Source organism: Streptomyces sp. NRRL S-350 (assembly GCF_000719705.1).
Classification (GTDB): domain Bacteria; phylum Actinomycetota; class Actinomycetes; order Streptomycetales; family Streptomycetaceae; genus Kitasatospora.
Window position 1 is genome coordinate 24,938 of the sequence record NZ_JOHO01000004.1, and the last position, 24,016, is coordinate 48,953.

Annotated in this window: 24 protein-coding genes, 1 tRNA gene and 1 pseudogene; 21 read left to right on the plus strand and 5 right to left on the minus strand. The window is 72.3% G+C overall.

Features of this window, described 5'->3' with window-relative positions:
• Nucleotides 1-25: 25 nt before the first annotated feature.
• Complete coding sequence (locus IF30_RS0105500; RefSeq protein WP_030232725.1) at nucleotides 26-544, minus strand: YbhB/YbcL family Raf kinase inhibitor-like protein; 519 nt, start codon at nucleotides 542-544, stop codon at nucleotides 26-28.
• A gap of 84 nt (nucleotides 545-628) precedes the next feature.
• On the opposite strand from IF30_RS0105500, the gene IF30_RS0105505 reads away from it, so the two are divergent.
• Nucleotides 629-1,411 carry a rhomboid family intramembrane serine protease gene (locus IF30_RS0105505; RefSeq protein WP_030232727.1) on the plus strand — a complete coding sequence of 261 codons (783 nt, stop codon included), beginning with the start codon at nucleotides 629-631 and terminating at the stop codon, nucleotides 1,409-1,411.
• Nucleotides 1,412-1,446: 35 nt separating this feature from the next.
• Here IF30_RS0105505 and IF30_RS0105510 read toward each other — a convergent pair whose 3' ends face one another.
• On the minus strand, nucleotides 1,447-3,045 hold the full coding sequence (locus IF30_RS0105510) for a helicase HerA-like domain-containing protein (RefSeq protein WP_030232729.1): 1,599 nt from the start codon (nucleotides 3,043-3,045) through the stop codon (nucleotides 1,447-1,449).
• Nucleotides 3,046-3,248: 203 nt separating this feature from the next.
• Here IF30_RS0105510 and IF30_RS0105515 point away from each other — a divergent pair, with 203 nt between their 5' ends.
• Together IF30_RS0105515 and IF30_RS0105520 are read left to right on the plus strand one after the other, a co-directional pair.
• Nucleotides 3,249-3,545, plus strand: coding sequence for a type II toxin-antitoxin system VapB family antitoxin (locus IF30_RS0105515; RefSeq protein WP_030061387.1), 297 nt, complete (start codon nucleotides 3,249-3,251; stop codon nucleotides 3,543-3,545).
• Between the two features lie 265 nt (nucleotides 3,546-3,810).
• Nucleotides 3,811-4,500, plus strand: a complete 690-nt coding sequence (locus IF30_RS0105520; protein ID WP_030232732.1) for a LytR C-terminal domain-containing protein — start codon at nucleotides 3,811-3,813, stop codon at nucleotides 4,498-4,500.
• An 80-nt stretch (nucleotides 4,501-4,580) separates the two neighbouring features.
• Here the strand turns inward: IF30_RS0105520 and upp are convergent, their stop codons facing one another.
• Entirely contained in the window at nucleotides 4,581-5,216 is a 636-nt protein-coding gene (upp, locus tag IF30_RS0105525; protein ID WP_030232735.1) for a uracil phosphoribosyltransferase, read from the minus strand.
• A gap of 163 nt (nucleotides 5,217-5,379) precedes the next feature.
• Between upp and IF30_RS0105530 the strand changes: the two genes are divergently transcribed.
• From IF30_RS0105530 to IF30_RS0105565, 8 genes are all read left to right on the plus strand, one after another.
• Nucleotides 5,380-5,604 carry a hypothetical protein gene (locus IF30_RS0105530; RefSeq protein ID WP_051709291.1) on the plus strand — a complete coding sequence of 75 codons (225 nt, stop codon included), beginning with the start codon at nucleotides 5,380-5,382 and terminating at the stop codon, nucleotides 5,602-5,604.
• A gap of 396 nt (nucleotides 5,605-6,000) precedes the next feature.
• A complete protein-coding gene (locus tag IF30_RS0105535; protein ID WP_234322595.1) occupies nucleotides 6,001-6,486 on the plus strand; it encodes a hypothetical protein in 486 nt (161 codons plus the stop codon).
• Nucleotides 6,487-6,512: 26 nt separating this feature from the next.
• A complete protein-coding gene (gene tadA / locus IF30_RS0105540) occupies nucleotides 6,513-7,040 on the plus strand; it encodes a tRNA adenosine(34) deaminase TadA (protein ID WP_030232743.1) in 528 nt (175 codons plus the stop codon).
• Nucleotides 7,041-7,156: 116 nt separating this feature from the next.
• Nucleotides 7,157-7,246, plus strand: a tRNA-Ser gene (locus IF30_RS0105545).
• Between the two features lie 446 nt (nucleotides 7,247-7,692).
• Nucleotides 7,693-7,857, plus strand: a complete 165-nt coding sequence (locus tag IF30_RS48560; protein ID WP_199807825.1) for a hypothetical protein — start codon at nucleotides 7,693-7,695, stop codon at nucleotides 7,855-7,857.
• 112 nt (nucleotides 7,858-7,969) lie between these two features.
• Nucleotides 7,970-8,263 (plus strand): Dabb family protein, encoded by a 294-nt coding sequence (locus IF30_RS0105555; protein ID WP_030232746.1) that lies wholly within the window; start codon nucleotides 7,970-7,972, stop codon nucleotides 8,261-8,263.
• A gap of 352 nt (nucleotides 8,264-8,615) precedes the next feature.
• Nucleotides 8,616-9,398 (plus strand): RNA polymerase sigma factor SigF, encoded by a 783-nt coding sequence (locus tag IF30_RS0105560; RefSeq protein ID WP_199807827.1) that lies wholly within the window; start codon nucleotides 8,616-8,618, stop codon nucleotides 9,396-9,398.
• Between the two features lie 143 nt (nucleotides 9,399-9,541).
• Nucleotides 9,542-10,447: an RNA polymerase sigma factor SigF gene (locus IF30_RS0105565; RefSeq protein ID WP_030232752.1), complete on the plus strand. Its 906-nt coding sequence runs from the start codon at nucleotides 9,542-9,544 to the stop codon at nucleotides 10,445-10,447.
• Here IF30_RS0105565 and IF30_RS44920 read toward each other — a convergent pair.
• The gene (locus IF30_RS44920; protein WP_158834766.1) at nucleotides 10,434-11,345 is read right to left on the minus strand and encodes a tyrosine-protein phosphatase; all 912 of its coding nucleotides are present in this window, start codon (nucleotides 11,343-11,345) and stop codon (nucleotides 10,434-10,436) included. The two genes, IF30_RS0105565 and IF30_RS44920, sit on opposite strands and share 14 nt — an antisense overlap.
• A 413-nt stretch (nucleotides 11,346-11,758) precedes the next feature.
• Here IF30_RS44920 and IF30_RS0105575 point away from each other — a divergent pair, with 413 nt between their 5' ends.
• The 8 genes and pseudogenes from IF30_RS0105575 (at nucleotide 11,759) to IF30_RS0105610 (ending at nucleotide 22,019) form a co-directional block, all read left to right on the plus strand.
• On the plus strand, nucleotides 11,759-14,107 hold the full coding sequence (locus IF30_RS0105575) for a hypothetical protein (protein WP_063752499.1): 2,349 nt from the start codon (nucleotides 11,759-11,761) through the stop codon (nucleotides 14,105-14,107).
• Between the two features lie 112 nt (nucleotides 14,108-14,219).
• A complete protein-coding gene (pelF, locus tag IF30_RS0105580) occupies nucleotides 14,220-15,734 on the plus strand; it encodes a GT4 family glycosyltransferase PelF (protein WP_078891147.1) in 1,515 nt (504 codons plus the stop codon).
• Nucleotides 15,731-17,293 (plus strand): hypothetical protein, encoded by a 1,563-nt coding sequence (locus IF30_RS0105585; RefSeq protein ID WP_051709295.1) that lies wholly within the window; start codon nucleotides 15,731-15,733, stop codon nucleotides 17,291-17,293. The genes pelF and IF30_RS0105585 overlap by 4 nt, the downstream gene beginning before the upstream one ends.
• Nucleotides 17,294-17,488: 195 nt before the next feature.
• Nucleotides 17,489-18,481, plus strand: a complete 993-nt coding sequence (locus tag IF30_RS0105590) for an SDR family NAD(P)-dependent oxidoreductase (protein WP_030232766.1) — start codon at nucleotides 17,489-17,491, stop codon at nucleotides 18,479-18,481.
• A 71-nt stretch (nucleotides 18,482-18,552) separates the two neighbouring features.
• Nucleotides 18,553-19,254, plus strand: a pseudogene (locus tag IF30_RS0105595) (nucleotidyltransferase family protein); the annotation flags it as partial.
• Between the two features lie 125 nt (nucleotides 19,255-19,379).
• On the plus strand, nucleotides 19,380-20,297 hold the full coding sequence (locus IF30_RS0105600; protein WP_030232770.1) for an NAD-dependent epimerase/dehydratase family protein: 918 nt from the start codon (nucleotides 19,380-19,382) through the stop codon (nucleotides 20,295-20,297).
• Nucleotides 20,294-20,986, plus strand: a complete 693-nt coding sequence (locus IF30_RS0105605; protein WP_030232774.1) for a spherulation-specific family 4 protein — start codon at nucleotides 20,294-20,296, stop codon at nucleotides 20,984-20,986. The genes IF30_RS0105600 and IF30_RS0105605 overlap by 4 nt, the downstream gene beginning before the upstream one ends.
• A gap of 22 nt (nucleotides 20,987-21,008) precedes the next feature.
• Entirely contained in the window at nucleotides 21,009-22,019 is a 1,011-nt protein-coding gene (locus IF30_RS0105610; RefSeq protein WP_078891149.1) for an endo alpha-1,4 polygalactosaminidase, read from the plus strand.
• 54 nt (nucleotides 22,020-22,073) lie between these two features.
• Here IF30_RS0105610 and IF30_RS0105615 read toward each other — a convergent pair whose 3' ends face one another.
• On the minus strand, nucleotides 22,074-22,277 hold the full coding sequence (locus IF30_RS0105615) for a hypothetical protein (protein ID WP_030232780.1): 204 nt from the start codon (nucleotides 22,275-22,277) through the stop codon (nucleotides 22,074-22,076).
• A gap of 153 nt (nucleotides 22,278-22,430) precedes the next feature.
• On the opposite strand from IF30_RS0105615, the gene IF30_RS0105620 reads away from it, so the two are divergent.
• Both IF30_RS0105620 and IF30_RS0105625 read left to right on the plus strand, forming a co-directional pair.
• Nucleotides 22,431-23,384, plus strand: a complete 954-nt coding sequence (locus tag IF30_RS0105620; RefSeq protein ID WP_030232784.1) for an aldo/keto reductase — start codon at nucleotides 22,431-22,433, stop codon at nucleotides 23,382-23,384.
• A gap of 169 nt (nucleotides 23,385-23,553) precedes the next feature.
• Nucleotides 23,554-24,015, plus strand: coding sequence for a type VII secretion target (locus IF30_RS0105625; protein ID WP_158834769.1), 462 nt, complete (start codon nucleotides 23,554-23,556; stop codon nucleotides 24,013-24,015).
• The last annotated feature ends 1 nt before the right edge of the window (nucleotide 24,016 follow it).

Here is a 24,016-nt window from a genome sequence, read left to right on the forward strand (position 1 = left end):
GGCGCTCAGACCCCGTAATCGACCCTCAGACCCCGTACTCGGCGGTCAGCAGCGCGCGCCCGAGGGTGTGGAAGGTGAGGTGGAAGCCCACCTGCGCCGGCGGGAGGTCGGGGGCGACGTCCAGCTTCTCCACGTCCAGGGCGTGTACGGCGAAGACGTAGCGGTGCGGGGCGCCGGGCGGCGGGGCGGCGCCGTCGTACCGGTTGTTCGGGAAGTCGTTGCGGCCGTGGAAGGAGGCCACGCCCGGCAGGCTGTCGTCCGAGGAGCCGGCGCCGCGCGGCAGCCCGTCGGTGTCGGCGGGCAGGTCGAGGGCGAGCCAGTGCCACCAGCCGGAGCCGGTGGGCGCGTCCGGGTCGTAGCAGGTGACGGCGATGCTCCGGGTGCCCTCCGGCAGGCCCGACCAGGCCAGCTGCGGCGAGAGGTTGCCGCCGGCGTGGATGAACTCCTCGCCCAGCGTGGCGCCTTCGGTGATGTCCTGGCTGCTCAGTTCGAAGGACGGCACCTGCGGCAGGAAGTCGTACGGAAGCGGCGGACGGGCACTCATGGGTGGTCACCTCTCACGCTCGGATTGTCACGAGTCACTGTAACGGGGTGCACGTCCGATCCGGCCGCCCCTACAGTCGGGGTCATGGCCTCGAACGACCCCAGCCGCGCGGCGAGCACGCTCGACCCCGCACAGATGATCGCCGACGCACGCCGGGCTCTCTTCACCATGGTCGGTGTGCTGGCCGCGATCTGGCTGATCCAGCTGGTGAACTGGATGGACGACTACGACCTCGGCCGCCGGTTCGGTGTCGTCCCGCAGGATCCGGGCCGCCTGCCGAACGTCGTCACGGCGCCCTTCCTGCACTGGAACTGGGCTCACCTGGAAGCCAATTCGGGCCCGCTGTTCGTCTTCGGCTTCCTGGCGGCCTACCGCGGCGTGAAGAAGTTCCTCGGCCTGACCCTGCTGGTCGCGCTGACCAGCGAGCTGACCTCCTGGGTCTTCGACAACCCGAACTCGGTCGGCGCCGGGGCCAGCGGCGTGGTGTTCGGCTACTTCGGCTACGTGGTGCTGCGCGGGGTCTTCGACCGCAACCTGGTCGACACCCTGATCGGCGTCGTCCTCGGCGCCTCCTTCGCCTACATGGTCACCAGCGCCCTGCCCGGCGTAGCCCCCGGCATCAGCTGGTCCGCCCACCTCGGCGGCCTGGTCGGCGGCCTGGCCGGGGCGTGGATCTTCCGCGACCGCGCCTCGCGCGCCGCGGCCGCGCGGCCCGCAGGCACGAAGGCCACCACCACGAAGGCCGCCACCACGAGGGGCATGGCCGACAAGGGCGTGGCCGACAAGTCCGGCGCCACGAAGCCCGCACCCTCGCCGGACAGCCCCAACGCCGCCCTGCTGAAGGAGTTGGACGACCTGGGCCTCTGAGGCCCCGGCGGGCGGCCCCGCCCCCACCGGAGTGCTCACCGCCGCCGCTTGGACGTCCCGAACAGGCTGCGCGAGATCTCGTGCCCGAGCTGCCGCCCGGCGGTGCGCGCGAAGGACTTCACCGTCGGATTGCTCAGCAGCGATCCGAGCAGCCCGCCCACGCCCTCCTTCGGCACCTCCCGGGCATCGCGCGGCGCCTCGCGGGCTTCCCGGGACGCCTCCCGGGCATCGCCCCCTGGTGCGGCCCCCGCCGGTCGCGTCGGCGCCGCCTCCGGCCGGGGAGCCCGCGCCGCCAGCTTCTCGTACGCCGACTCCCGGTCGACGGCGTCCCGGTAGCGAGCCGTCAGCGGCGAGGCATCCACCGCCGCCTGCAGCTCCCCCGCCCCGATCGGCCCCATCAGCGACTCCGGCGCTCGCAGTCTGGTCGCCGCGACGGGCGTCGGCGCGCCCTTCTCGGAGAGGACGGTGACCACGGCCTCGCCGGTGCCGAGCGAGGTCAGCACCGCACCGAGGTCGTACGAGGAGCGCGGGAAGGTCGAGACGGTGGCCTTGAGCGCCTTGGCGTCGTCCGGGGTGAAGGCGCGCAGTGCGTGCTGCACCCGGTTGCCCAGCTGCGCCAGCACGTCGGACGGGACGTCGCGCGGCGTCTGCGTCACGAAGAAGATGCCGATGCCCTTGGAGCGGATCAGCCGCACGGTCTGGGGGATCGCCTCCAGGAAGGCCTTGGAGGCGCCCTTGAACAGCAGGTGCGCCTCGTCGAAGAAGAACACCAGCTTGGGCCGGTCGGGGTCGCCGACCTCGGGCAGCTCCTGGTAGAGGTCGGCGAGCAGCCACATCAGGAAGGTGGAGAACAGCCGCGGCCGGTCCTGCACGGCGGGCAGTTCCAGCACCGAGACCACCCCCCTGCCGTCCGGCGCGGTCCGCAGCAGCTCGGCGGTGTCGAACTCGGGTTCGCCGAAGAACGCACCGGCGCCCTCGTTCTCCAGCACGGTGAGCGCCCGCAGGATCACCCCGGCGGTGGCCGCCGAGAGCCCGCCGATGGTCCTCAGCTCCTCCTTGCCCTCGGGTGAGGCGAGGAAGGCGATCACCGCGGTCAGGTCCTTGAGGTCGTAGAGCTCCAGGCCCTTCCTGTCGGCGTAGTGGAAGACCAGGCTGAGCGAGGACTCCTGGGTCTCGTTCAGGTCGAGCACCTTGGCGAGCAGCAGCGGCCCGAAGCTGGTGACGGTGGCCCGGACGGGGATGCCCGCGCCCTGCCCGCCGAGTGAGTAGAACTCGGCGGGGCAGCCTCTGGGTGCCCACTGCTGCCCCACCTCGGCGGCCCGGGCGGCGGTGCGGTCGCTCGGCGCGCCGGGCGCGGCGACGCCGGAGACGTCCCCCTTGATGTCGGCCAGGAACACCGGTACGCCCTGCCCGGAGAGCTGCTCGGCGATCAGCTGGAGGGTCTTGGTCTTGCCGGTGCCGGTGGCCCCGGCGACCAGGCCGTGCCGGTTGAGCACGCCCAGCGGGATGCGCACCTGGGCGTCCGGGTACGCGGTGCCCTCCAGCAGCACCGCTCCGAGGTCGAGGGCGGGGCCGGTGAAGGCGTACCCGTCGGCGATCTCCCGGACGGCCGGCGGGGTGGGGGCGGAGGACATCGGTGCACACTCCTGGGCGGATCGGATCGCTACGGGGACGCTTCGGAACGCTTCGACGTCGGGACCGGATTGCGGTCGAGCCGGGCGATGTTCGCGACATTTCCCATCAAACAGCCGCATTCGTCCACCCGCAGTTCACAGCGGCGCGCGTGGCGGCGTCGCGGCTGCTGCGTCATTCGCCGCCCAAACGGTAGGCTTTCCGTGTGATCTTCAAGCGCATCGGCAATGGGCGGCCGTACCCGGATCACGGCCGGACGAGCACCCGACAGTGGGCTGACGTCGCCCCGCGTCCGGTGCGGCTCGACCAGCTGGTGACCACCAAGGGCCAACTCGACCTCGAAACCCTGCTGGCCGAGGACTCGACCTTCTACGGGGACCTCTTCGCCCACGTGGTGAAGTGGCACGGCGACCTCTACCTGGAGGACGGCCTGCACCGGGCCGTCCGGGCTGCGCTGCAGCAGCGCCAGGTGCTGCACGCCCGCGTCCTCGAAATGGAGTGACGGCCCGCCACCCCAGGGCCCGTCGGACCCTCCGCAGACTTCCGGACCGCCCCCTCGCCACCCGGCGGAGGGCGGTCCGCTCGTACCCCGGTACCCCCTTTCGGGTACCGGGGTACTCCAGATGATGATCGTTTAGTACCTTCACAGCCGTCCGGCACTACGCTGCTGACTACGGCCGCGACCAGGGGATCCGCCCGCACCCGGGCACCCCAACCCGACCGACCCGTCATCCCGACCCCGCCCCGGCACGAGGGGGAGACAACCCATGAGCATGCTGACTCCCCAAGGCCTCAAAGGGAAGCAGTACCGCATCACCGGCAACGCCTATCCACGCCTGGGCCGGCCCCCGAAGCGGAGCCGCAAGGTGGTCGCCGCGCTCGTCGGGCTGCTCGCCCTGGCCCTGATCGCCCTCGGCGGCGTGCAGCTGTACGACATCTTCACCGGCAAGAACAAGAACGCCTCCGCCCAGGCCTGCGCGACCCCGTCCGGCAAGCCGCTGGCCGCCCCGACACCGGGCGCCACCCCGGGAGCCCCCGCCGCCTCCGGTGCGCCCGCAGCCCCGGGGGGCGACCCGCACGCCATCCCGCAGCCCGCCACGGTCACCGTGAACATCTACAACGCCACCACCAAGGCCGGCCTGGCCGGCCGGACGGCGGAGGAGTTCAAGAAGCGCGGCTTCACCATCGGCAAGGTCGGCAACGCGCCCGCCGAACTGGACAAGAAGGTCCCCGGGACCGCACAGGTGATCGCCGGCCCGACCGGCGCCGGGGCCGGCACCCTGGTCGGCTCGCAGATCGCCGGGGCCGCCGTCACCGCCGACGCCCGCACCGACGCCAGCGTGGACTTCGTGATCGGCGACAGCTACAACGCCCTGCTGGACGAGACCCAGGCGGCCGCCGCCCTCGCCCTGGCCACCAAGCCCTCCCCCACCCCGACCACCGCCGGCAGCTGCTGACACCCCGGTAGCGACGGAAGGGCCCTCCGGCGGTTCGCCGGAGGGCCCTCGGTCGTTCCTCTGCCTGCCGGAGCCGGGGCTCAGCCCGCGGTGCCGTACAGCCGGTCGCCCGCGTCGCCGAGACCGGGGACGATGTAGCCGTTCTCGTTCAGCCGCTCGTCCAGGGCGGCGGTGACCACGGTGACCGGCATGCCCGCCAGCTCCCGCTGCATCACCTCGACGCCCTCGGGGGCGGCCAGCAGCACCACGGCGGTGACGTCGGTGGCGCCGCGTTCGATCAGCATCCTGATCGCGGCGACCAGGGTGCCGCCGGTGGCCAGCATCGGGTCGAGCACGTAGACCTGGCGGCCGGAGAGGTCGTCCGGCATCCGGGTGGCGTACGTGGAGGCCTCCAGGGTCTCCTCGTTGCGGACCATCCCGAGGAAGCCCACCTCGGCGGTCGGCAGCAGGCGGGTCATCCCGTCCAGCATGCCGAGGCCGGCCCGCAGGATCGGCACCACCAGCGGGCGCGGGTAGCTGAGCCGGGTACCGAGCGTGACCGCCACGGGCGTGGTGATCTCCACCTCGTCGGTGCGGACGTCCCGGGTGGCCTCGTACGCGAGGAGGGTCACCAGCTCGTCGGTCAGGCGACGGAAGGTCGGCGAGTCGGTGCGCTCGTCGCGCAGGGTGGAGAGCTTGTGGGCGACCAGGGGGTGGTCGACGACGTGGAGACGCATGTACCGAGGTTAGCCCGGGTCTGGACGGGTGTACGACACGCCGGGCCCGGCCCGGGCACCCGAACCGGGTGACGCCTCGTGACACGCCGTGACGCGCCGCTGGTGTCCGGACGGAAGCACCTCCTGTGGTATCAACCGGGCCGTTCTGGGAATGTCACGTCTTATGACGAGCAACCCGAAAGCCGGGGACGGCTCGGCGGACGAGCCCGTCGGCGGAGCGGGCCCGCCGCACGACCCCCCGGAGACCGAGGCCGAGCGCCGCAAACGGCGGGCCGTCTTCCTGCGCGAACTCACCGAGGCCAGGGAACTGCGGGAGCGGGTCCAGCCCCGGCGGACCAAGGAACGGCGGCTGCGCGAGGCGATGAGGATGCGAACCTTCCGGATCTGAGCGGCGCCCCGGCGACCTCGGGCGAGCGGCCGGTGGTCCCCCGATCGGAGGCCCGGACGAGGGCCCGGACGGAGACCGAGTCGAGGCCCGGGCGGTCCGGAAGCGCGTTCGGAGCAAATTTCGACCGGCCCCGGACCGTCGCCGGCACGACCCGTCCCCCCGCCGCCCGGCGCTTCCGACACGACCTGCAAAGACGCGCTGCCGAACACCCCCCGCGACGGCGGGCTTTCTGTCACGATTCCGAGGGGACGGTCCGAACAAGCGGACCGCCTCTGGCGCGGGGGCGGCCAGATTTCCGCGTTGCCCAGCGCGCCGACAGCCGAGACCGATGATCTTGGGAGTGTCCTGGTGGCCTACTTCGCTGCAGTGCTTGCTCGCACCGAGGACGGGTGGGATGTGAGCGAGACGGAGCTCGACGACGTCGAAGCCCTGGCCGATCTGGCCGACCTGGCTCGCGACTGCGCCCAGGACGACGACAGCGTCCTGATCTTCATCGAACAGGAGGACGCCTGGTTCGCCATCGTCCGCGTGGACGGCGAGGAGGACCCGCGGATCTTCGTGTCGGACGGCGCCGCCGCCGCCCGCAGCTCCTACGGCTCCGTCCTCACCGACGAGCTGGTCGACCAGGCCGGCGAAAGCGAGTTCGGCGACCTGGAGCACCTGCTGGACGACAGCGAGGAGGCGGAGGAACCGGACGACGACGCCGAGCCCCTCGGCAGCGTCCCGGTCGGCCCCCTCGGCGACTCCCACCTGCTCGTCGAGTTCGGCCTGGCCTCCGACCGGCTGCTCGCCCTCAGCGGCGAGGGCGCCGTCCCCGGCGACGCCCTGGAGGAGATCGCCGAGGCCCTGGGCTGCGGCGAGGTCCTGGAGGCCGTCCGGTAGCGGACGGATGCCCGACACTGGATGCCATGCAGTCCGCATCCACCGCACCGGCCGTCCCGTACGTGCCCCCGCTGCCCGCCCCCGTCCGCCCCGACCCGGTCCGCGACCGCTGGGCGGCGCCGATGCGCCTCGCCATGGCCGAGGCCGCCCTGGCGCCGGCCACCGGTGACGTGCCGGTCGGGGCGCTCGTCCTGGGCCCCGACGGTGAGGTGATCGGACGCGGCCACAACGAGCGCGAGGCCGTCGGCGACCCGACCGCGCACGCCGAGGTGGTCGCGATCCGCCAGGCCGCCGAGAAGACCGGGGAGTGGCGGCTGAGCGGCTGCACCCTGGTCGTCACCCTGGAACCGTGCACGATGTGCGCCGGCGCCATCGTGCTGTCCCGGATCGACCGGGTGGTCTACGGCGCCCTCGACGAGAAGGCCGGCGCCGCCGGCTCGCTCTTCGACGTGATGCGGGACCGCCGCCTCAACCACCGCCCCGAGGTGATCTGGGGCGTCCTCGCCGACGAGTGCGGCGACCAGCTGCGGGCCTTCTTCGACACCCACCGCTGACCCACCGCCGACTCCGCCGCCGGACCGCCGCCGGACCTCGCCGCCGAACCGCCGCGGCGAGGAGCGTCCCGATACGGATTTCGTTCCCGCGGCAACCGTCCGGTAGAGTTCCCCTCGGTAGCGTGTCCGAGCGGCCAAAGGAGCACGCCTCGAAAGCGTGTGTGGGGGCAACTCCACCGTGGGTTCGAATCCCACCGCTACCGCCAGCAAGCCCGAGGGCCCGTCCGATCCGGACGGGCCCTCGGCGTTTCCCACGCACCCCCGGACGCGGAAGAGGCTCCGCACCCCGGGCCGATGACCACCGGCGCCCGGTCCGTACGGAGCCTGGAGGGGGAGCGGCTCGGGGGGACTGACCGCTCCCCCGGCGGAGTCCCACAACCGGCGCCGCGTCGGGGGGGAGCCGCGGCGACCGGTCCCACAGCGGGGAGCTCCGGATCCACGTACCGGGGATTCCTGCCGGATCCGCGGTACGTCTCCATCCTGCCGCCCGGTTCGCGGCCGGGCCCCCGGAGAAGGGCCCCACTCGCGGGGACCTTCGTCCCGGCGGCCGAACGCGTCGCACACTTGATAGCCCGTCCGGGTGGATAAGCTGCCCTCTGCAGGCCGCTCGGGGACCGAATGACGGCGGCCACAGCTGGAGGAAGGTCACCCGATGGCGCAGGCGAAGAAGATCGGCATGGCTCTCCTGCTCGTCTTCGTTCTCTACTCGATCATCACCTCGCCGACCCGGTCCGCCGAGCTCGTCCAGCTGGGCTTCGAGGGCATCTCCAACGCGGCCAAGGCCGTCGGCACCTTCATGACGGGCCTGATCAAGTAGCCCCGGCCGGCCCGGTGGTTCGCGCCCGGGGTGCGGACGGCCGACCGACCGCCGCGGCGCACCGGCTACGGTGGGCGGGACTCTCCACCCCCGTCCGCGAGGAGCGCCGATCGTGATCCGGCATCTGGTCCTGTTCAAGCTCAACGAAGGCGTCGGCAAGGACGACGAACGCGCCGTCGCCGGCGCCAAGGCGTTCGCCGAGCTCGGTGCGGTGATCCCCGAGCTGCGCGAGTGGGACTGCGGCTGGAACACCACCGAGCGGGACATCGCGTACGACTACGCGATCAACAGCCTGGTCGAGGACCGCGACGCGCTGCAGGCCTACCTGACCCACCCGGCCCACCAGGCCGCGGCGGCCCGGTGGCGCGAGTTCGCGACCTGGGTGATCGCCGACATCGAGGTCTGATCCCCCGTCCGGCCGGGCCCGGGACGGGCCCTTCCCCCGGACGGCCCGCGGCGCCCCCTCCGGCCTTCGGACGGGGCGCCGTGCTCCGTCCCGGAACGATCCTTGCGGCGCCTCACCCACGGGCCCCGGGAAGGTTGAACACCCCACCAACACACCTCCACCGGGTGCTTGCCCGACCTGTGCCCACCTTGTGATGCTATGACCGGTTTTGCCGGACATGGCGAGGTGGTGAACCAGCCGCGACACCCGATCCGCAGGGCCCGTCGTTGTCGACTATGGGAGGGGTGACGTGTCCGTGGACGAAGTACTGGCATCGATCATCAGCCCGGCCGGCGAGCTCCGTCCCGACGGGCTGCGCGGCCCCGGCGGCCGGCCCGTCGTGGACGTCCGGACGCTGACCCGGGTGCTGTTCGAGCGGCTCGCCGAGCTGCCCCCCGACGCCCCCGAACGCGAGCGGATCCGGGCCGCCCTGATCGAGGTGAACATCCCCCTGGTCCGCTACGCGGCCACCCGCTTCCGCAGCCGCAGCGAGCCGATGGAGGACGTCGTCCAGGTCGGCACCATCGGCCTGATCAACGCGATCGACCGCTTCGACCCGGGCCGCGGCGTCCAGTTCCCCACCTACGCACTGCCGACCATCCTCGGCGAGATCAAGCGCTACTTCCGCGACAACGTCCGCACCATGCACGTCCCGCGCCGGCTGCAGGAGCTGTGGGTGCAGGTCAGCGGCGCGATGGAGGAGCTGACGGTGCTGCACGGGCGGGCGCCCAAGGTGCCCGAGATCGCCGCCAGCCTGCGGATCCCGGAGGAGGACGTCCGGGCCTGCCTGGACGCCGGGCGGGCCTACAACGCGGCGTCCCTGGAGGCCGCCCAGGAGCACGAGGGCGGCCTCGCCCTGCTCGACCGGCTCGGCTACGAGGACTCCGCGCTGGCCGAGGTCGAGCACCGCGACATGGTGCGCCACCTGCTGGTCCAGCTCCCCGAGCGGGAGCGACGGATCGTGATGCTGCGGTTCTTCGCCAACCTCACCCAGTCCCAGATCAGCACGGAACTGGGGATGTCCCAGATGCACGTCTCGCGGCTGCTCTCCCGGATCCTCACCAGGCTTCGGACCGGGAACTCGTGGGAAGAGTGAGATTGCAGCGCGTTACCCCCGCGTGACAACTCGCGACGTTCGGGTTTGCCGTGGTCCGTGTGCCGGTATGGAGGGGGCAGGGCCCGCCGGGAACCTCCCTGCGACGGCTCCCGTTCAACTGTCAGTCACAAGGGGGTGGGTGCATGTCCGGAGAGCTGGGCACTGCGGAGATCCACGCTGGTCAGGCCAATGGCACGGCCGTGGTCGAGGACCTGGTCCCGCGGCAGCGGGTCCGACCGGTCGAACCGCCGGGCCCCGAGGCGGCGCCCGAGACCCCGCCCGGCTCCGCGCTGGACACCCGGACGCTCTCCCGCTCGCTGTTCCTGCGGCTGGCCGCGCTGGAGCCCGCGAGCGCGGAGCACACCTACGTCCGGGACACCCTGATCGAGCTCAACCTGCCGCTGGTCCGGTACGCCTCCGCGCGCTTCCGCAGCCGCAACGAGCCGATGGAGGACATCGTCCAGGTCGGCACCATCGGCCTGATCAAGGCCATCGACCGCTTCGATCCGGAGCGCGGGGTGGAGTTCCCCACCTTCGCGATGCCCACCGTGGTCGGCGAGATCAAGCGCTTCTTCCGGGACACCAGCTGGTCGGTCCGGGTGCCGCGGCGGCTCCAGGAGCTGCGGCTGGCGCTCACCAAGGCCGGCGACGAACTGGCCCAGCGGCTGGACCGCTCCCCCACCGTCGCCGAGCTGGCCGCCTGCCTGGGGGTCAGCGAGGAGGACGTGGTCGAGGGCCTCGCGGTGGGCAACGCGTACACCGCCAGTTCGCTGGACTCCGGCTCGGGCGAGGAGGACAGCGACGGGCCGCTGGCCGACCGCCTCGGCTACGAGGACCTCGCGCTGGAGGGCGTGGAGTACCGGGAGTCGCTGAAGCCGCTGCTGGCCAAGCTGCCGCCCCGCGAGCGCCGGATCATCATGCTGCGCTTCTTCGGCAACCTGACGCAGTCCCAGATCGGCGAGGAGATCGGGATCTCGCAGATGCACGTGTCCCGGCTGCTCACCCGGACGCTCACCCAGCTCCGCGAGGGCCTGATCAGCGAGGGCTGAGCCGGTCCGACGGACTCGCCGCGTCGGCCAGCAGGTTGACGCGCAGTCCGGCGAGCACCTCGTCGTCCAGCCCGAGCCCCTCCCGCCAGAACGGGTCGAAGCCGCCCCAGCCGGCCTCGACCTCCGCGAAGGCCGCGTCGAGGTAGCCGCCGTCGGCCCGGAAGACCGGCAGGAGGAGCTCGGGTTCGCGCATCAGGCCGCGGGCGCCGAAGTCGTCCAGCACCCGGGCGACGGCCGGGGCCGATCGCTCGTTGGTGAGCAGGTAGTCGGCCAGGACGGTCTCGCGGTCCACCCCGAGGGCGGTCAGCAGCAGTGCGGCCGCCCAGCCCGTGCGGTCCTTGCCGGCCGAGCAGTGGAACAGCAGCGGTGTCCCGTCCGGGGCGGCCAGCAGGCGCAGCAGTGCGGCGAAGCGCTCGCGCGCCACCCGGTCCGTGACGAACCACCGGTAGAGGCCCGTCATCAGGGCCGCCGCCCCGCCGCCGCCCAGCAGGGCGCGCTGGCGCTGGGGGCTGCTGTCGGCCAGGGCGTTCCTGACCATCAGATGGATGTCGAAGGCGCTTGCCAGCAGGGGGAGGTGGTGCAGCGTCACGCCGCCGGGCAGGCGGTCGAGGCCGGCCGCGCGGACCTCGCCGATGCTGCGCAGATCCACCACCTGGCGCAGGCCGAGCGCGCCCAGCGGGCGGAGGTCGTCGGCGGTGACATGGTTCAGGCCATCGCTGCGCAGCGCCACGCCGTGCCTCAGCACCCGCCCGTCGGCCGTCCGGTACCCGCCCAGATCGCGGGCGTTCACCGCACCGCGCAGACCGAGGCTGCGCCCGACCAGCGTCCTTCCGTCCGGCGCCGGCGCCCTATTCCGGGCGCCTCCGATTCTCCAGGACTCGGCCTGCCGATCGGCCATGCGGCGCCTCCATTGCATATTCGGACTGTCACATGGCACAGCCGTGCCCGATATTGCATGAACCTGCCCATTGGACCGGCGAGATGTGCGAGAGTGTCGTGCGCAACGACGCCAGTGTAGGTGTCCCACCTGCCCCACCAGGCCACACCGTCGGTAACCATGCGTAGCACTCAGCTTCCGGTTTTTCATTTTCAATTCATTATTTGCATCACCGGTCCGGTTCCGGTCACAATCAGCGCCTTCATGGCATCGCCATGAACGTTGGTAACAGGTTCGCTGCACTCTCGCCCTTTTGGTCCCCCGCACGGCCGGCCGTCGACCAAGATGGCGCCGGGCAGCCTGCTGCCCGCGAACAGCTACACGGGCAGGCGAGCGCCGAGCAGCGCGACGCATGCCCCAAGGGGAGGATCACCATGGGTCGAGCGACCCGAAGACTCGCCGCGTGCGCGGCGGCAGTCCTGCTGGCCAGCGGCCTGCAGTCCACCCTGGCCTTCGGCGACACCACGCCGCCCAGGATCGACCTCACCGTCCTGGTCGTCGATGACGGCGGCCCGTCGGTCGCAGCCATCACCGCCGAGCTCAAGAGCCAGGGCACGCCGTACAAGGTCGTCAGCCTCAATGACCCCAACCGCCCCGTCATCAACTCCGCTTTCCTGAGCGACACGGTGAACGGGCAGCCCCGGGGGAAGTTCCAGGGCATCGTGCTGCCCAACGAAAACCCCTTCCCCAACAGCGCCGCCGAGATGACGGCCATCGCGAGCTACGAAGCCGCTTTCAACGTCCGCCAGATCGACGCGTACACGTGGGCCAGTCCGGCGGTGGGACTGAACTACGCCCAGAATCCCGGTTTCGTCGGCACTCTCGACGGATTCCAGGGCGCCACCACCACGGCCGGAACTTCGGGCCCGTTCGGGTACCTCAAGGGCAGCGTCCCCTTCGAGGACAACGACCCGAACGTCAGCGAGAGCTACGGCTACCTGGCCACCCCCCTCGCGACCCTGCCGGCGGGCGCCTCCTTCGTCCCGCTGGTGGACGCGCCGATACCCAGCACGACCACGCGCGGGTCGCTGGTCGGCGAGTACACCCACGACGGCCGCAAGGAACTGGTCGTCACCTTCGTGTACAACCAGTACCAGCAGCAGTACCGGCTGCTGGCCCGCGGCATGGTCGACTGGATCACCCAGGGCGTCCACCTCGGCTACGACCGCAACTACTTCGCGGCGCACGTGGACGACGTCTTCCTGGCGGACGACCGCTGGGACACCGTGCTGAAGTGCACCCCCGGTGACGTCACCTGCCCGCCCGGCACCCCGGACACGGCCAACCCGATCCGGATGACCCAGGCCGACGCCCAGTACCTCAAGCAGTGGCAGACCGCCAACAACTTCACCCTCGACATGGTGTTCAACGGCGGGGGCAGCGAGGACTGGAAGGCCGACCACGCGACCACCGTGGACCCCACGGCGAACCAGATGATCGCCGACCAGAACAGCTACCGCTGGGTCAACCACACCTACACCCACCCGTACCTGGGCTGCGTCCAGGACGTCTCGGTGGTGCCGTGGAAGTGCACCAAGGACGCCGCGGGCAACACGGTCTGGACCGACCAGAACACCATCTCCACCCAGATCAAGAACAACTTCGACTGGGCCACCGCCAACGGTCTCAAGCCCGACCCGCAGGTGCTGGTCACCGGCGAGCACTCCGGCCTGCTGACCGCACCCCAGGAGACCAGCGACAACCCGTACCTGGCCCCGGCCCTGGCGGCCAACGGCATCAAGTTCACCGCCAGCGACGCCTCGCGCGAGGCCGGCCAGCGGGCCGTCGGCCCGTCCACGCTGACCGTGCCGCGGTACCCGATGAACGTCTTCTACAACGCCGGCACGGCGAAGGAGGAGGCCGACGAGTACAACTGGATCTACACCAGCAAGGCCAACGGCGGCAGCGGCGTCTGCGAGAACAACGCCAACTCGACCTGCCTGTCGGCGCCGCTGGACACCAACACCGGCTACCAGTCGTACATCGTGCCGCTGGAGGCCCGGATCGACCTCGGCCACGTGCTGAGCAACGACCCGCGGCCGCACTTCATCCACCAGTCGAACCTGTCCGAGGACCGGATCCTGTACCCGGTGCTGGAGAAGATCCTCGGCACCTACCGGGCGCTGCACGCCGACAACACCCCGATCGTGAACCTCGGCGAGCGCGAGCTCGGCCAGGAGTTCCAGAAGCGCGCGGCCTGGAACACGGCCCTCGCCGCCGGTCAGGTCACCGCCTACCGGGTCGGCAACACCGTCACGGTCAACGCGCCGTCCGGCGTTCAGGTCCAGGCCACCATGCCGACCGGAACCACTCAGAAGCTGGCCATCGGCTCGACCGCCTTCGGTTCGTCCTACGCCGGTACGCTCTCCGGCTGGGTGGCTCCGGGCGCCCTGCAGAGCAGCGTCACCCTGCAACTGGCGTCCGCGCCGGCCGCCCCGGCCGCCGTCGCGCCGAGCATCGCGGCCAAGTCCGTCCCGGCCCCGGCGCCGGCCGACAAGCAGGTCGTGCCGCAGGGCGTCGCCACCCCCGTCCCGGCGGGCCCGAGCGACACCACCCGCAAGCCGGCCCCGTCGCTGGTCCCGGGCAGCGGAACCCCGGTGCCCGGCAAGGGCGTCGCCGCCGACGGCACCGCCCACGGCGACAAGGCCGCGGCGAAGAACGGCAAGGCCTCCGGGGGGACGGTCTCGACCGGCAGCACCACCGGACGCTCCGGCAACCGGTAACACGCACCACCCGCCGGCGGGGTCGGACCGGGCGACCGGCCCGACCCCGCCACGGCTCCCGTTCCGGCCACCCAGGCCGGAACCGACGCAAGAACAGGAGGGGGGACAGGAGATGCGCGTCACCCTGCTCACCGAGGGGACGTATCCGCACCAGCACGGCGGCGTGAGTGTCTGGTGCGACCAGCTCGTTCAAGGCATGCCCGACGTCGACTTCGACGTCATCGCCGTCACCGGTACCGGCCACGAAGCACTGGCCTGGGAGCTGCCCGCCAACGTACGGTCGGTCACGACCGCCCCGCTGTGGGGCCCGGCCTCCGAGGCCAGGGCGCCCCGCGGCAAGGAGATGCGGCGCTTCCTCAACGCGTACGAGCGCTTCCTGCACTCCATCCTCGACCCGGTCTACACGACGCACTTCGGCACCGAGCTGTACGGGTTCGCCGACCTCGCCCGGCGCGGGCTGCTCAGCCCCGCGCTGCGCAGCGAGCGCGCGCTGCGGACCCTCCAGCACGTGTGGACCCGCGACTACCTGCCCACCGCCGTCTCCCGGCCCACCCTGCACGACGCCCTGAACGCCACCGACCTGCTGGAGCACGCCCTGCGGCCGCTCTCGGTCGAGCCGCCCAAGGACGGCGTCGCCCACGCGGCCAGCGGCGGCCTCGCCACCCTGCCGGGGCTGATCGCCGCCCAGCAGTACGGCGTACCGTTTCTGCTCACCGAGCACGGCATCTACCTGCGCGAGCGCTACCTCGGCTACCGCACCGGCCCGTACCGCTGGCCGGTCAAGGCGCTGCTGCTCGGCTTCTACCGGATGCTCGCCGAGGAGAGCTACCGTCAGGCCGCGCTGGTCACCCCCGGCAACCGGTACAACCGGCGCTGGGAGGAGCGCGGCGGCACTCCCTCCGCGCACATCCGCACCGTCTACAACGGGGTGGACCCGGCGGCCTTCCCGCCGGCCGGCCCCGAACCCGAGACGCCGACCCTCAGCTGGGCCGGCCGCGTCGACCCGATCAAGGACCTGGAAACGCTGATCCGGGCGTTCGCCATCGTCCGGCGCGAGATCCCCGAGGCGCGGCTGCGGCTCTTCGGCGGCACCCCCAAGGGCGGCGAGGCGTACCGGGACGGCTGCATAGCCCTGGCCGCCGAACTCGGCATAGCCGACTCGGTGGCCTTCGAGGGCCGCGTCGCCGACATCACCGACGCGTACGCGGCGGGCAACGTGGTCATGCTCTCCAGCATCAGCGAGGGCTTCCCGTTCACCCTGATCGAGGCGATGTCCTGCGGCCGCGCGACCGTCTCGACCGACGTCGGCGGCGTCCGCGAGGCCGTCGGCGACACCGGCCTGGTCGTCCCGCCGCGCGAACCCGAGCCGATGGCGGCCGCCGCGATCGAGCTGCTGCGCGACGCCGAACGACGCGCCCGGCTCGGCGAGCAAGCCCGGCTGCGGGTGATCGAGCAGTTCACGCTCCGCCAGAACATCGACGGATTCCGCGGCATCTACACCGAACTCCTGGGCACCGCCCGCTGGATGCCCGACGGCGTGGTCGCCGTCACCGACCAGGCCCCCAGCCCCGACTGGGGCCAGCCGCTGACCGTCGTCCGCCCCCAGCCGAGCGAGGTGGGCGCATGAGCGGGCCCCTGCGGCTCGTTCCGGACGAGGACGGCTCCGAGCGGACGGTGCAGCTGCGCACGCTGCCGCTCAAGCTCCGCCGTCCCGCCCCGCCGGAGCCCGAGCCCGCCCCCGAGGAGCAGCTCGGCCTGTCCGCCGACCCGCTGGACGAACTCGCCGAGCGCCTGCGCGAGATCTGCGCCGACGCCGTCCACCCGTACGAGATCGCGGCCATCCTGGAGTCGGACGGCCTCTCGGACGAGCAGGCCGCCCTGCTGTACGGCCGCCCCGACGCGTTCACCGTGGCCGAGGAACTGTTCGAGAAGGTCGAGCGCCGCTACCCCGGCCCCAGCTCGGAGTTCGCCAACCCCTGGCGGGCCGACCCCTGGCGCTGCGTCGTGCGCGGCCTCGTGTTCGCCCTGCCCGGGCTCGGCTACCTGCTCGGCGCCAACCTGTTCGCGACCGCCCGGATGCGCTTCGGCCTGCCCTCGGGCATGCTCGCGCTGTCGGTCGCCACGCTGGTCAGCTGGGGCTTCAACCAGGCACTGGCGCACCGCGCGTACCGCTGGCTGGGCCGGCTGCGCCGCCGGGAGGCCGCGGTCTGCCTGGCCGTCGGCGCACCGCTCGGCGCGCTGGTCGCGGCGGCCTGCGCGTACGTGGTGGGCGGGCCGCTCGGGGCGCTGTGCTTCGCCGCCGGGCAGTCCTGCTACCTGGGCGCGGCCACCGTGCTGCTGGTGCTCGGGCGGGAGAAGTTCCTGCTGCTGGCCCTGGCCCCGGCCTCGGTCGGCGCGGGCGTGGTGCTGGCGGTGGACGTCCCGCAGGTGGTCCGTACGGTCGTACTGGGCGCCTCGCTGCTGCTGGCGGTCGGCCTGGCCGTCCGGGAGCTGGTGGTCTGCGTCCGCGGGGGCGAACGCGAGCCCGTGGCGATGGGACTGCCGCTCCGCCAGGAGCTCCCCCACCTGCTGTTCGGCCTGGCCTGCGGCGCGCTCACGCTGATCGCGGGCCTCGGCGAGACCATTCACCAGGCCGTGCAGGCCGCCTCGCACACCGCGCACGCCGCGGCCGCGGCCCTGCCGCACCACAGGGTGCCCGAGGTGAGGACGACCCCGACCGGCCCAGCCATGATCGCGCTGACGCTCAGCCTCGGCCTCGCCGAATGGCTGCTCTTCCGCTACCGGGCGATGGCGGTGGCCGCACTGCGCAGCAGCCACACCACCGGGCAGTTCACCCGCCGCACCGGCGGGATCCTGCTCGGCTGCCTGTTCATCTACCTCACCACCGTGGCCGCGCTGGACGCCGCCGCGACCGTGCTGTGGCCGGGCGCCCCCTCGCTCGGCGTGCCGCAGCTCGGCGCGATGCTGCTCCTCGGCGGCTCGCTCTGGCTGGCGCTGCTGCTGAACGCCTTCGGGTTCAGCTGGAGCACCGCCCTCATCTGTCTGGCTGCTGCGGGTGCCGAGAGCGCCGGGCTGCTGACCGGTGCGGATCCGATCGTCCTGCAGCTGATCGGCTGCGGGACGGCCGCCGTCCTCCTCACCGCCATCGCCGGGCACGCGCTCGGCCGCACCACCCAGCACCGCTGAACCACTTCCGCACCACGAACCACCGCACCACGAACCACCGCACCACCGCACCACGTCCGCCCCACGTCGGACACCCGCACGCCCGATTCGCGTGCACCGCCGTACCCGCCCCACCCGAGACACCAACCAGGCCGCCGGCGGCCGCCCACCACACAGCGTCCGGCCGCCCCGGCAGATCAAGAAAGCGAACCCCGCATGAGCAGCGTCGCGGTCACCGGAGCCGAGGGCTTCATCGGCTCCCACCTCGTCGAAACCCTGGTCGCCGACGGGCACCACGTCCGGGCGATGGTCCAGTACAACTCCTTCTCCTCCTTCGGCTGGCTGGAGACCCTGTCCGAGGAGGTGCTGGACTCGGTCGAGATCGTCCTCGGCGACGTCCGCGACCCGGGCTCGGTCAACGGCCTGGTCAAGGGCACCGAGGCGGTCTACCACCTGGCCGCCCTGATCGCGATCCCGTACTCCTACCGGGCCCCGCACTCGTACGTCGACACCAACGTCACCGGCACCCTGAACGTGCTGGAGGCGGTGCGCCACCTCGAGATCCCGCGCATGGTGCACACCTCGACCAGCGAGACCTACGGCACCGCGCAGACCGTGCCGATCACAGAGGACCACCCGATCAACACCCAGTCCCCGTACGCCGCCTCCAAGGCCGGCGGGGACCGGCTGGCCGACAGCTACCACGCCAGCTTCGAGACGCCGGTCGTCACCCTGCGCCCGTTCAACACCTTCGGCCCGCGCCAGTCGATGCGCGCCGTCATCCCGACCGTGATCGCCCAGGTCGCGGCCGGCCAGACCGAGATCACCCTCGGCGACCTGCGCCCGACCCGGGACTTCACGTTCGTCAAGGACACCGCCAACGCCTTCCGCACGGTGGGCACCGCGGCCGCCGAGACGGTGGTCGGCCGCACCTTCAACGCCGGTACCGGCGGCGAGATCTCGGTCGGCGACCTGGTCACCCTGGTCGGCAAGCTGATGGGGGTCGACCTGGTGGTGAAGGAGGACGAGCAGCGCATCCGTCCGACCAACTCCGAGGTCATGCGCCTGGTCGCGGACGCGACCCGACTGCGCGAGGCCACCGGCTGGGCCCCCCGGTTCAGCCTGGAGCAGGGCCTGGAGCAGACCATCGAGTTCTTCCGCGACCCGGCGAACCTGGCCCGCTACAAGACCGACATCTACAACGTCTGACGCTCGGCGACCATGCTCGTCCTGGCAACCAAGGTTCGCGTCCTGCACATCCTTTCCGTGGGGGAAACACCATGCATGCAGTGATCCTGGCCGGCGGCAAGGGCGTCCGCCTGCGCCCTTACACCACCGCGCTTCCCAAGCCGCTCGTTCCGATCGGCGACCAGCACGCGATCCTGGAGATCGTGATGCGCCAGCTCGCCGCCGCGGGCTTCCAGACCGTCACCCTGGCCATCGGCCACCTCGGCCACATCATCCGCGCCTACGTCGGCAACGGCTCCCAGTGGGGCCTGCGGGTCGGCTACGCCGTCGAGGACAGCCCGCTCGGCACCATGGGCCCGTTGCTCACCATGCAGGACCGCCTGCCCGAGCACTTCCTGGTGATGAACGGCGACATCCTGACCGACCTGGACTTCGCCGGGGTGCTCAGGCACCACGAGTCGTCCGCCGCCCCGCTCACCATCGCCACGTACGCCCGCCAGGTCAAGATCGACTTCGGCGTGCTGACCACCGAGTCGGGCACCATCACCGGCTTCCAGGAGAAGCCCACCATCGACTACCGCGTCTCGATGGGCGTGTACGGCGTCTCGCGCTCGGCGCTCGCCAAGTACACCCCCGGCCTGCCGCTGGGCTTCGACGAGCTGGTGCTCGACCTGCTGGCCGCCAAGACTCCGCCGGCCTCGTACGAGTTCGACGGCTACTGGCTCGACATCGGCCGCCCCGACGACTACGACCGGGCCAACGCCGAGTTCTCGACGATCCGCCCGGTCCTGATGCCCTTCGAGTCGGCGGGCATCGCGTCGGACGTCGCCGAGCTGCCGATCCCGGCCGCCCGCACCGCCCCGGACGACACGGCCGACGAGCCCGTCACCGCGGGCGCCGAGAGCGACGGACGGGCCGCGTGAGAATCCTGCTCCTCGGCGGCGACGGCTTCCTGGGCCGTCACGCCACCGCCGTCCTGCGGTCACTGCCCGGTGCCACCGTGCTGACCGCGGGCCGGCGGCCCGCCCACGACCTGCGGCTGGACCTGGCCACCTCCCAGGCCGACCCGCTCGGTGAGGAACTGGCCGCGCTGGCCCCCGACGCGGTCGTCAACTTCGCCGGCGCGGTGGCCGGCAGCGCGGTCAAGCTCGCCGAGGTGAACGCCCGCGGCCCGGCGGTGCTCTGCGAGGCGCTGCAGCTCGGCGCCCCGAAGGCCCGCCTGGTGCACATCGGGTCGGCCGGCGAGTACGGCGTCTGCGAAGCGGGCGGCTCGCTGTCCGAGGACGCCGACGCCCGCCCGGTCGGCGTGTACGGCGCGACCAAGCTGGCCGGCTCCCTCGCGGTGGCCGGCTCGCCGCTGGACGCGGTGGTGCTGCGGGTGTTCAACCCGGTCGGCCCCGGCGCCCCGGCGGGCTCGCTGCCCGGCCGGCTGGCCGCCGAGCTGCGCCGGGTGGCGCCCGAGGGCGCCGACGGCGTCGTGACGGTCGGGGACCTCTCCGCCTACCGCGACTTCGTCGACGCCCGGGACATCGCCCGGGCGGTCGGCCTGGCCGTCGCGGCCGACCGGCCGCTCCCCCGGGTGCTCAACCTCGCCTCCGGACGGGCCCGGCAGGTCCGGGCGATCGCCGACGGGCTGATCGCCGCGGCCGGCTTCACCGGCCGGATCGACGAGAGCGGGGCGGGCTCCGAGCGCTCGGCCGCCGTCTCCTGGCAGCAGGCCGACGTCTCGGCCGCCGCCCGGGAGCTCGGCTGGCACCCGGAGACGGACCTCGCCGACACCCTGCGCGACCTGTGGCTCAGCACCACCGAGCCCACGCCGACCCCGGTGGTCGCATGACCGCCGGACACCCCGACGGCCGCCTGCTGGTGCCGCTGTACGTCCACCCCGCGGTGGACCCGGCGGCCTGGCAGGCGGTCGCCGCCGCCGACCCCGACCGGATCGCCGCCGTCGTGCTCAACCTCGCGGACGGTCCGGGCGAGGTCCCGGACGGCGTCTTCGCCGAGGCCGCCGACGAACTGCGCGCGGCCGGACTGCCGTTGGTCGGCTACGCGGACACCGACTACGGCCGCAGGCCGCACGCGGCCGTGGTCGCCGACATCCTGACGTACCGTCAGCGGCACGGCATCACCGGCGTGTACTTCGACCAGGTGGCCACCCACCCGGGGGCTTTGGCGCACTACCGGCGGCTGGCCACGGCGGCCCGCGCGGCGGGCTGCGGCATCGTGATCTTCGGTCACGGCGAGCACCCCGACCCGGCCTACGCCGAAGTCGGCCTGGCCGACCTGTTGGTCACCTTCGAGGGCGACTGGGACACCTACCGCGCGATGACGCAACCGCTGTGGACCGGCCGGCACGCCGCATCCCGCTTCTGCCACCTCGTCTACGACGTCCCGGCCGAGCACGCCCGGGACGCCACCGCGTTGATCGGCGCCCGCCGGGCCGGCGTGGGCTGCGCCGTCCCAGGCGCCGGCGAGAACCCCTGGCGCACCCTGCCGTACGGCTTGACCGCCGCTGAACTCACCTGACCCGATCCGGAGTTCGACTACCGTGAACCGCCGCACCAGGCTACTGCCGACCGCTCTAGCCCTCGCCACCGCCACCGCCCTGCTGGCCACGTCGTGCAGCAGTTCCGGCTCGGAGGACGACGACTCGGCCGACGGCTCCCCGAGCACCCCGCCCACGGCCGCCGCCCCGAGCACGCCCGGCACCACGGCGCCGGGCACCCCCGACGGCAGCACCCCGGCCACGCCCGACCCGCCCGGCGCCACCGCCACCGGCGGGGTCCCCGGCACGCCGAGCGGCACCACGGCCCCGGGCACCACCCCGCCCGGCACCACCGCCCCGCCGGCCGCCGGCGCCCGCTGGCAGCCCGCCCCGGGCCTGGCCTGGCAGTGGCAGCTCGGCGGCGGCGCCGTGGACCAGTCCGTGGACGTCCCGGTCTACGACATCGACGGCTTCGAGAACGACGCCTCGGTCGTCGCCGCGCTGCACGCCAAGGGCCGCAAGGTGATCTGCTACGTCAACGCCGGCTCCTGGGAGGACTTCCGCCCCGACTCCGCGGCCTTCACCAAGTCGCTGCAGGGGTCGGACACCGGCTGGAAGGGCGAGAAGTGGTTCGACATCCGCAAGCTCGACCAGCTGAAGCCGCTGATGGCCGCCCGCTTCGACATGTGCAGGAGCAAGGGCTTCGACGCCGTCGAGCCGGACACCATCGAGGCCTACAACCAGAACAGCGGCTTCCCGCTGACCGCCGACGACCAGCTCAGGTACAACCGGATGCTGGCCCAGCTCGCGCACGGACGCGGTCTGGCCATCGGTCTGAAGAACGACCTGGACCAGATCCCCGCGCTGCTGCCGGACTTCGACTTCGCGGTCAACGAGCAGTGCGCGCAGTACGACGAGTGCGACCGCGTCGCGCCCTTCGTCAAGGCGGGCAAGGCGGTCTTCCACGTCGAGTACAAGCTGGACCCGGGCCAGTTCTGTACCAAGACCAAAACGCTTGGCTTCAGTTCGATGCAGAAGAAGCTCGACCTGAACGCCTGGCGCAAGCCCTGCTGAGATACCCGTCCCCCGCCGCGCGGGTGACCCGGAGGAGGGCCACCCGCGCGAGGGTCACTTGACCGCCAGCCAGATGACGGCGCCCAGCACGGCCAGCACGACGACGGCGATCACCGCGACCAGGCCGGTGCGGTTGCCGCCGCCGCTGCTGCGGCCGTAGGTGGAAACGTTGCCCGGCTCCTGGCGTGCCGGGGTCTCGTCGACGAACGCCCGGAACATCTGAGTGCTGCCGGCGGGGTCGTAGTCGTTGTCAGCCATGGCACGGACTCTAACGAATCGGCCCACCTCAGGCACAGCCCGGACCCCCGTCCCGGCCGGCACACCACCCCGTCGTGCGACGGCGGTACGACCGGCTCGTGAACACCGCGCGGCACCCGGAATGCCCGCCGCGGGAACGGGTTGGCCCCGATCATGACCGGAAACCACAGCCGGGTGAGTCTCGGCACCTCCGACCTGTCCGTATTCCCGCTCTCCCTCGGCGGCAACGTCTTCGGCTGGACGGCCGACGAGCAGCAGTCGTTCGCCGTCCTGGACGCCTACGCCGCCGCCGGCGGAAACTTCGTCGACACCGCCGACGTCTACTCGGCCTGGGCGCCGGGCAACACCGGCGGCGAGTCCGAGACCGTCCTCGGCCGGTGGCTGCGCAGTCGCGGCAACCGCGACGACATCGTGATCGCCACCAAGGTCGGCATGCACCCCGACGCCGGCGGCCTGGGCGCCGCCAACATCAAGTCCGCGGCCGAGGCGTCGCTGCGCCGCCTGGGCGTCGAGCGGATCGACCTGTACTACACCCACCGGGACGACGACACGCCGGTCGAGGAGTTCGTCACCGCGCTGGACGAGCTGGTCCGCGAGGGCAAGGTCCGCGCGGTCGCCGCCTCCAACATCAGCGGCGAGCGGCTGTCCGAGGCGCTGGCCTTCGCCGAGCGCGAGGGCCTGGCGAAGTACGTCGCCGTCCAGCCGCACTACAACCTGGTCTCGCGCCACACCTTCGAGGGCCCGCTCGCCGACGTGGTCGCCGAGCACGGCCTGGCCACCGTCCCCTACTACGCGCTCGCCTCCGGCTTCCTCACCGGCAAGTACCGCCTCGGCGGCCCCGGGGTGGACAGCGCCCGCGCCGAGGGCGCCGCCCGGTACCTGGACGACCCGCGCGGCCCCAAGGTCCTGGAGGCCCTCGACGCCGTCGCCGAGGAGCACGGCGTCGAACTCGCCACCGTCGCCCTGGCCTGGCTCACCGCCCGTCCGACCGTGGCCGCCCCGATCGCCAGCGCCCGCACCGTCGACCAGCTCCCGCCGCTGCTGGCCGCCGTCGACCTCCGCCTCACGCCCGCCCAGACGGCCCTGCTGGACGCCGCCTCCGCCTGAGGTCGCCCGGCGCGGCAGGACCCCGTCCCTCCCCCAGGCCGCTCCTCCCGCAGGCCGCGAACCCGCCCCGCACCGGGCGGCGTTCGCGGCCTGCGACGTTCGCGGCCTGCGGCGTTCCGGTGGCATCGCCGGTCCGGGAACTATCGTCGGCACGGGCAAGTCATGGTCAATGAACCGTCAAGCACTGATCAAGACTTCCATCGACCACGACGCTGATGAGGGGGACGCTTTGGCCGACAATCCTGCTTGGAACGGTCTCTTCGACGACGAGGACCGGAAGCGGTACGCGAGCCTGCGGCTCAACTCCGCGGGCGGCAGCGGAACGAGCGGCAGCGGGAAGGTGACCGTCACCCCGGCGGACCTGAAGGCCCGGGCCGGCACCGTCGACGAGATCCAGGGCAACTTCCGCACCGTCGACGACACCGCCCAGGAGAAGACCACCAACGCGTACGGCTCGCTGACCAGTTGGCTCACCGGCCCGGAGCTGCGCAACCGCTCCATCCGCTGGGACGACCAGGTGGCCACCCTCGGGAACACGCTCTTCGACATCGCCAAGCGACTGCGCCACACCGCCGACCAGTACACGGCGACCGAGAACGCCAACAAGCAGAACGTGTCCGGCGGGAACTGAG

Coding starts and splice junctions, on each gene's coding strand:
- IF30_RS0105500 (WP_030232725.1), bottom strand. CDS start 544: ATGAGTGCCCGTCCGCCGCTTCCGTACGACTTCCTGCCGCAGGTGCCG.
- IF30_RS0105575 (WP_063752499.1), top strand. CDS start 11,759: ATGGGTCGAGCGACCCGAAGACTCGCCGCGTGCGCGGCGGCAGTCCTG.
- IF30_RS0105590 (WP_030232766.1), top strand. CDS start 17,489: ATGAGCAGCGTCGCGGTCACCGGAGCCGAGGGCTTCATCGGCTCCCAC.
- IF30_RS48560 (WP_199807825.1), top strand. CDS start 7,693: ATGGCGCAGGCGAAGAAGATCGGCATGGCTCTCCTGCTCGTCTTCGTT.
- upp (WP_030232735.1), bottom strand. CDS start 5,216: ATGCGTCTCCACGTCGTCGACCACCCCCTGGTCGCCCACAAGCTCTCC.
- IF30_RS0105625 (WP_158834769.1), top strand. CDS start 23,554: ATGAACCGTCAAGCACTGATCAAGACTTCCATCGACCACGACGCTGAT.
- IF30_RS0105585 (WP_051709295.1), top strand. CDS start 15,731: ATGAGCGGGCCCCTGCGGCTCGTTCCGGACGAGGACGGCTCCGAGCGG.
- tadA (WP_030232743.1), top strand. CDS start 6,513: ATGCAGTCCGCATCCACCGCACCGGCCGTCCCGTACGTGCCCCCGCTG.
- IF30_RS0105530 (WP_051709291.1), top strand. CDS start 5,380: ATGACGAGCAACCCGAAAGCCGGGGACGGCTCGGCGGACGAGCCCGTC.
- IF30_RS0105605 (WP_030232774.1), top strand. CDS start 20,294: ATGACCGCCGGACACCCCGACGGCCGCCTGCTGGTGCCGCTGTACGTC.
- IF30_RS0105565 (WP_030232752.1), top strand. CDS start 9,542: ATGTCCGGAGAGCTGGGCACTGCGGAGATCCACGCTGGTCAGGCCAAT.
- IF30_RS0105510 (WP_030232729.1), bottom strand. CDS start 3,045: ATGTCCTCCGCCCCCACCCCGCCGGCCGTCCGGGAGATCGCCGACGGG.
- IF30_RS44920 (WP_158834766.1), bottom strand. CDS start 11,345: ATGGCCGATCGGCAGGCCGAGTCCTGGAGAATCGGAGGCGCCCGGAAT.
- IF30_RS0105615 (WP_030232780.1), bottom strand. CDS start 22,277: ATGGCTGACAACGACTACGACCCCGCCGGCAGCACTCAGATGTTCCGG.
- IF30_RS0105505 (WP_030232727.1), top strand. CDS start 629: ATGGCCTCGAACGACCCCAGCCGCGCGGCGAGCACGCTCGACCCCGCA.
- pelF (WP_078891147.1), top strand. CDS start 14,220: ATGCGCGTCACCCTGCTCACCGAGGGGACGTATCCGCACCAGCACGGC.
- IF30_RS0105620 (WP_030232784.1), top strand. CDS start 22,431: ATGACCGGAAACCACAGCCGGGTGAGTCTCGGCACCTCCGACCTGTCC.
- IF30_RS0105520 (WP_030232732.1), top strand. CDS start 3,811: ATGAGCATGCTGACTCCCCAAGGCCTCAAAGGGAAGCAGTACCGCATC.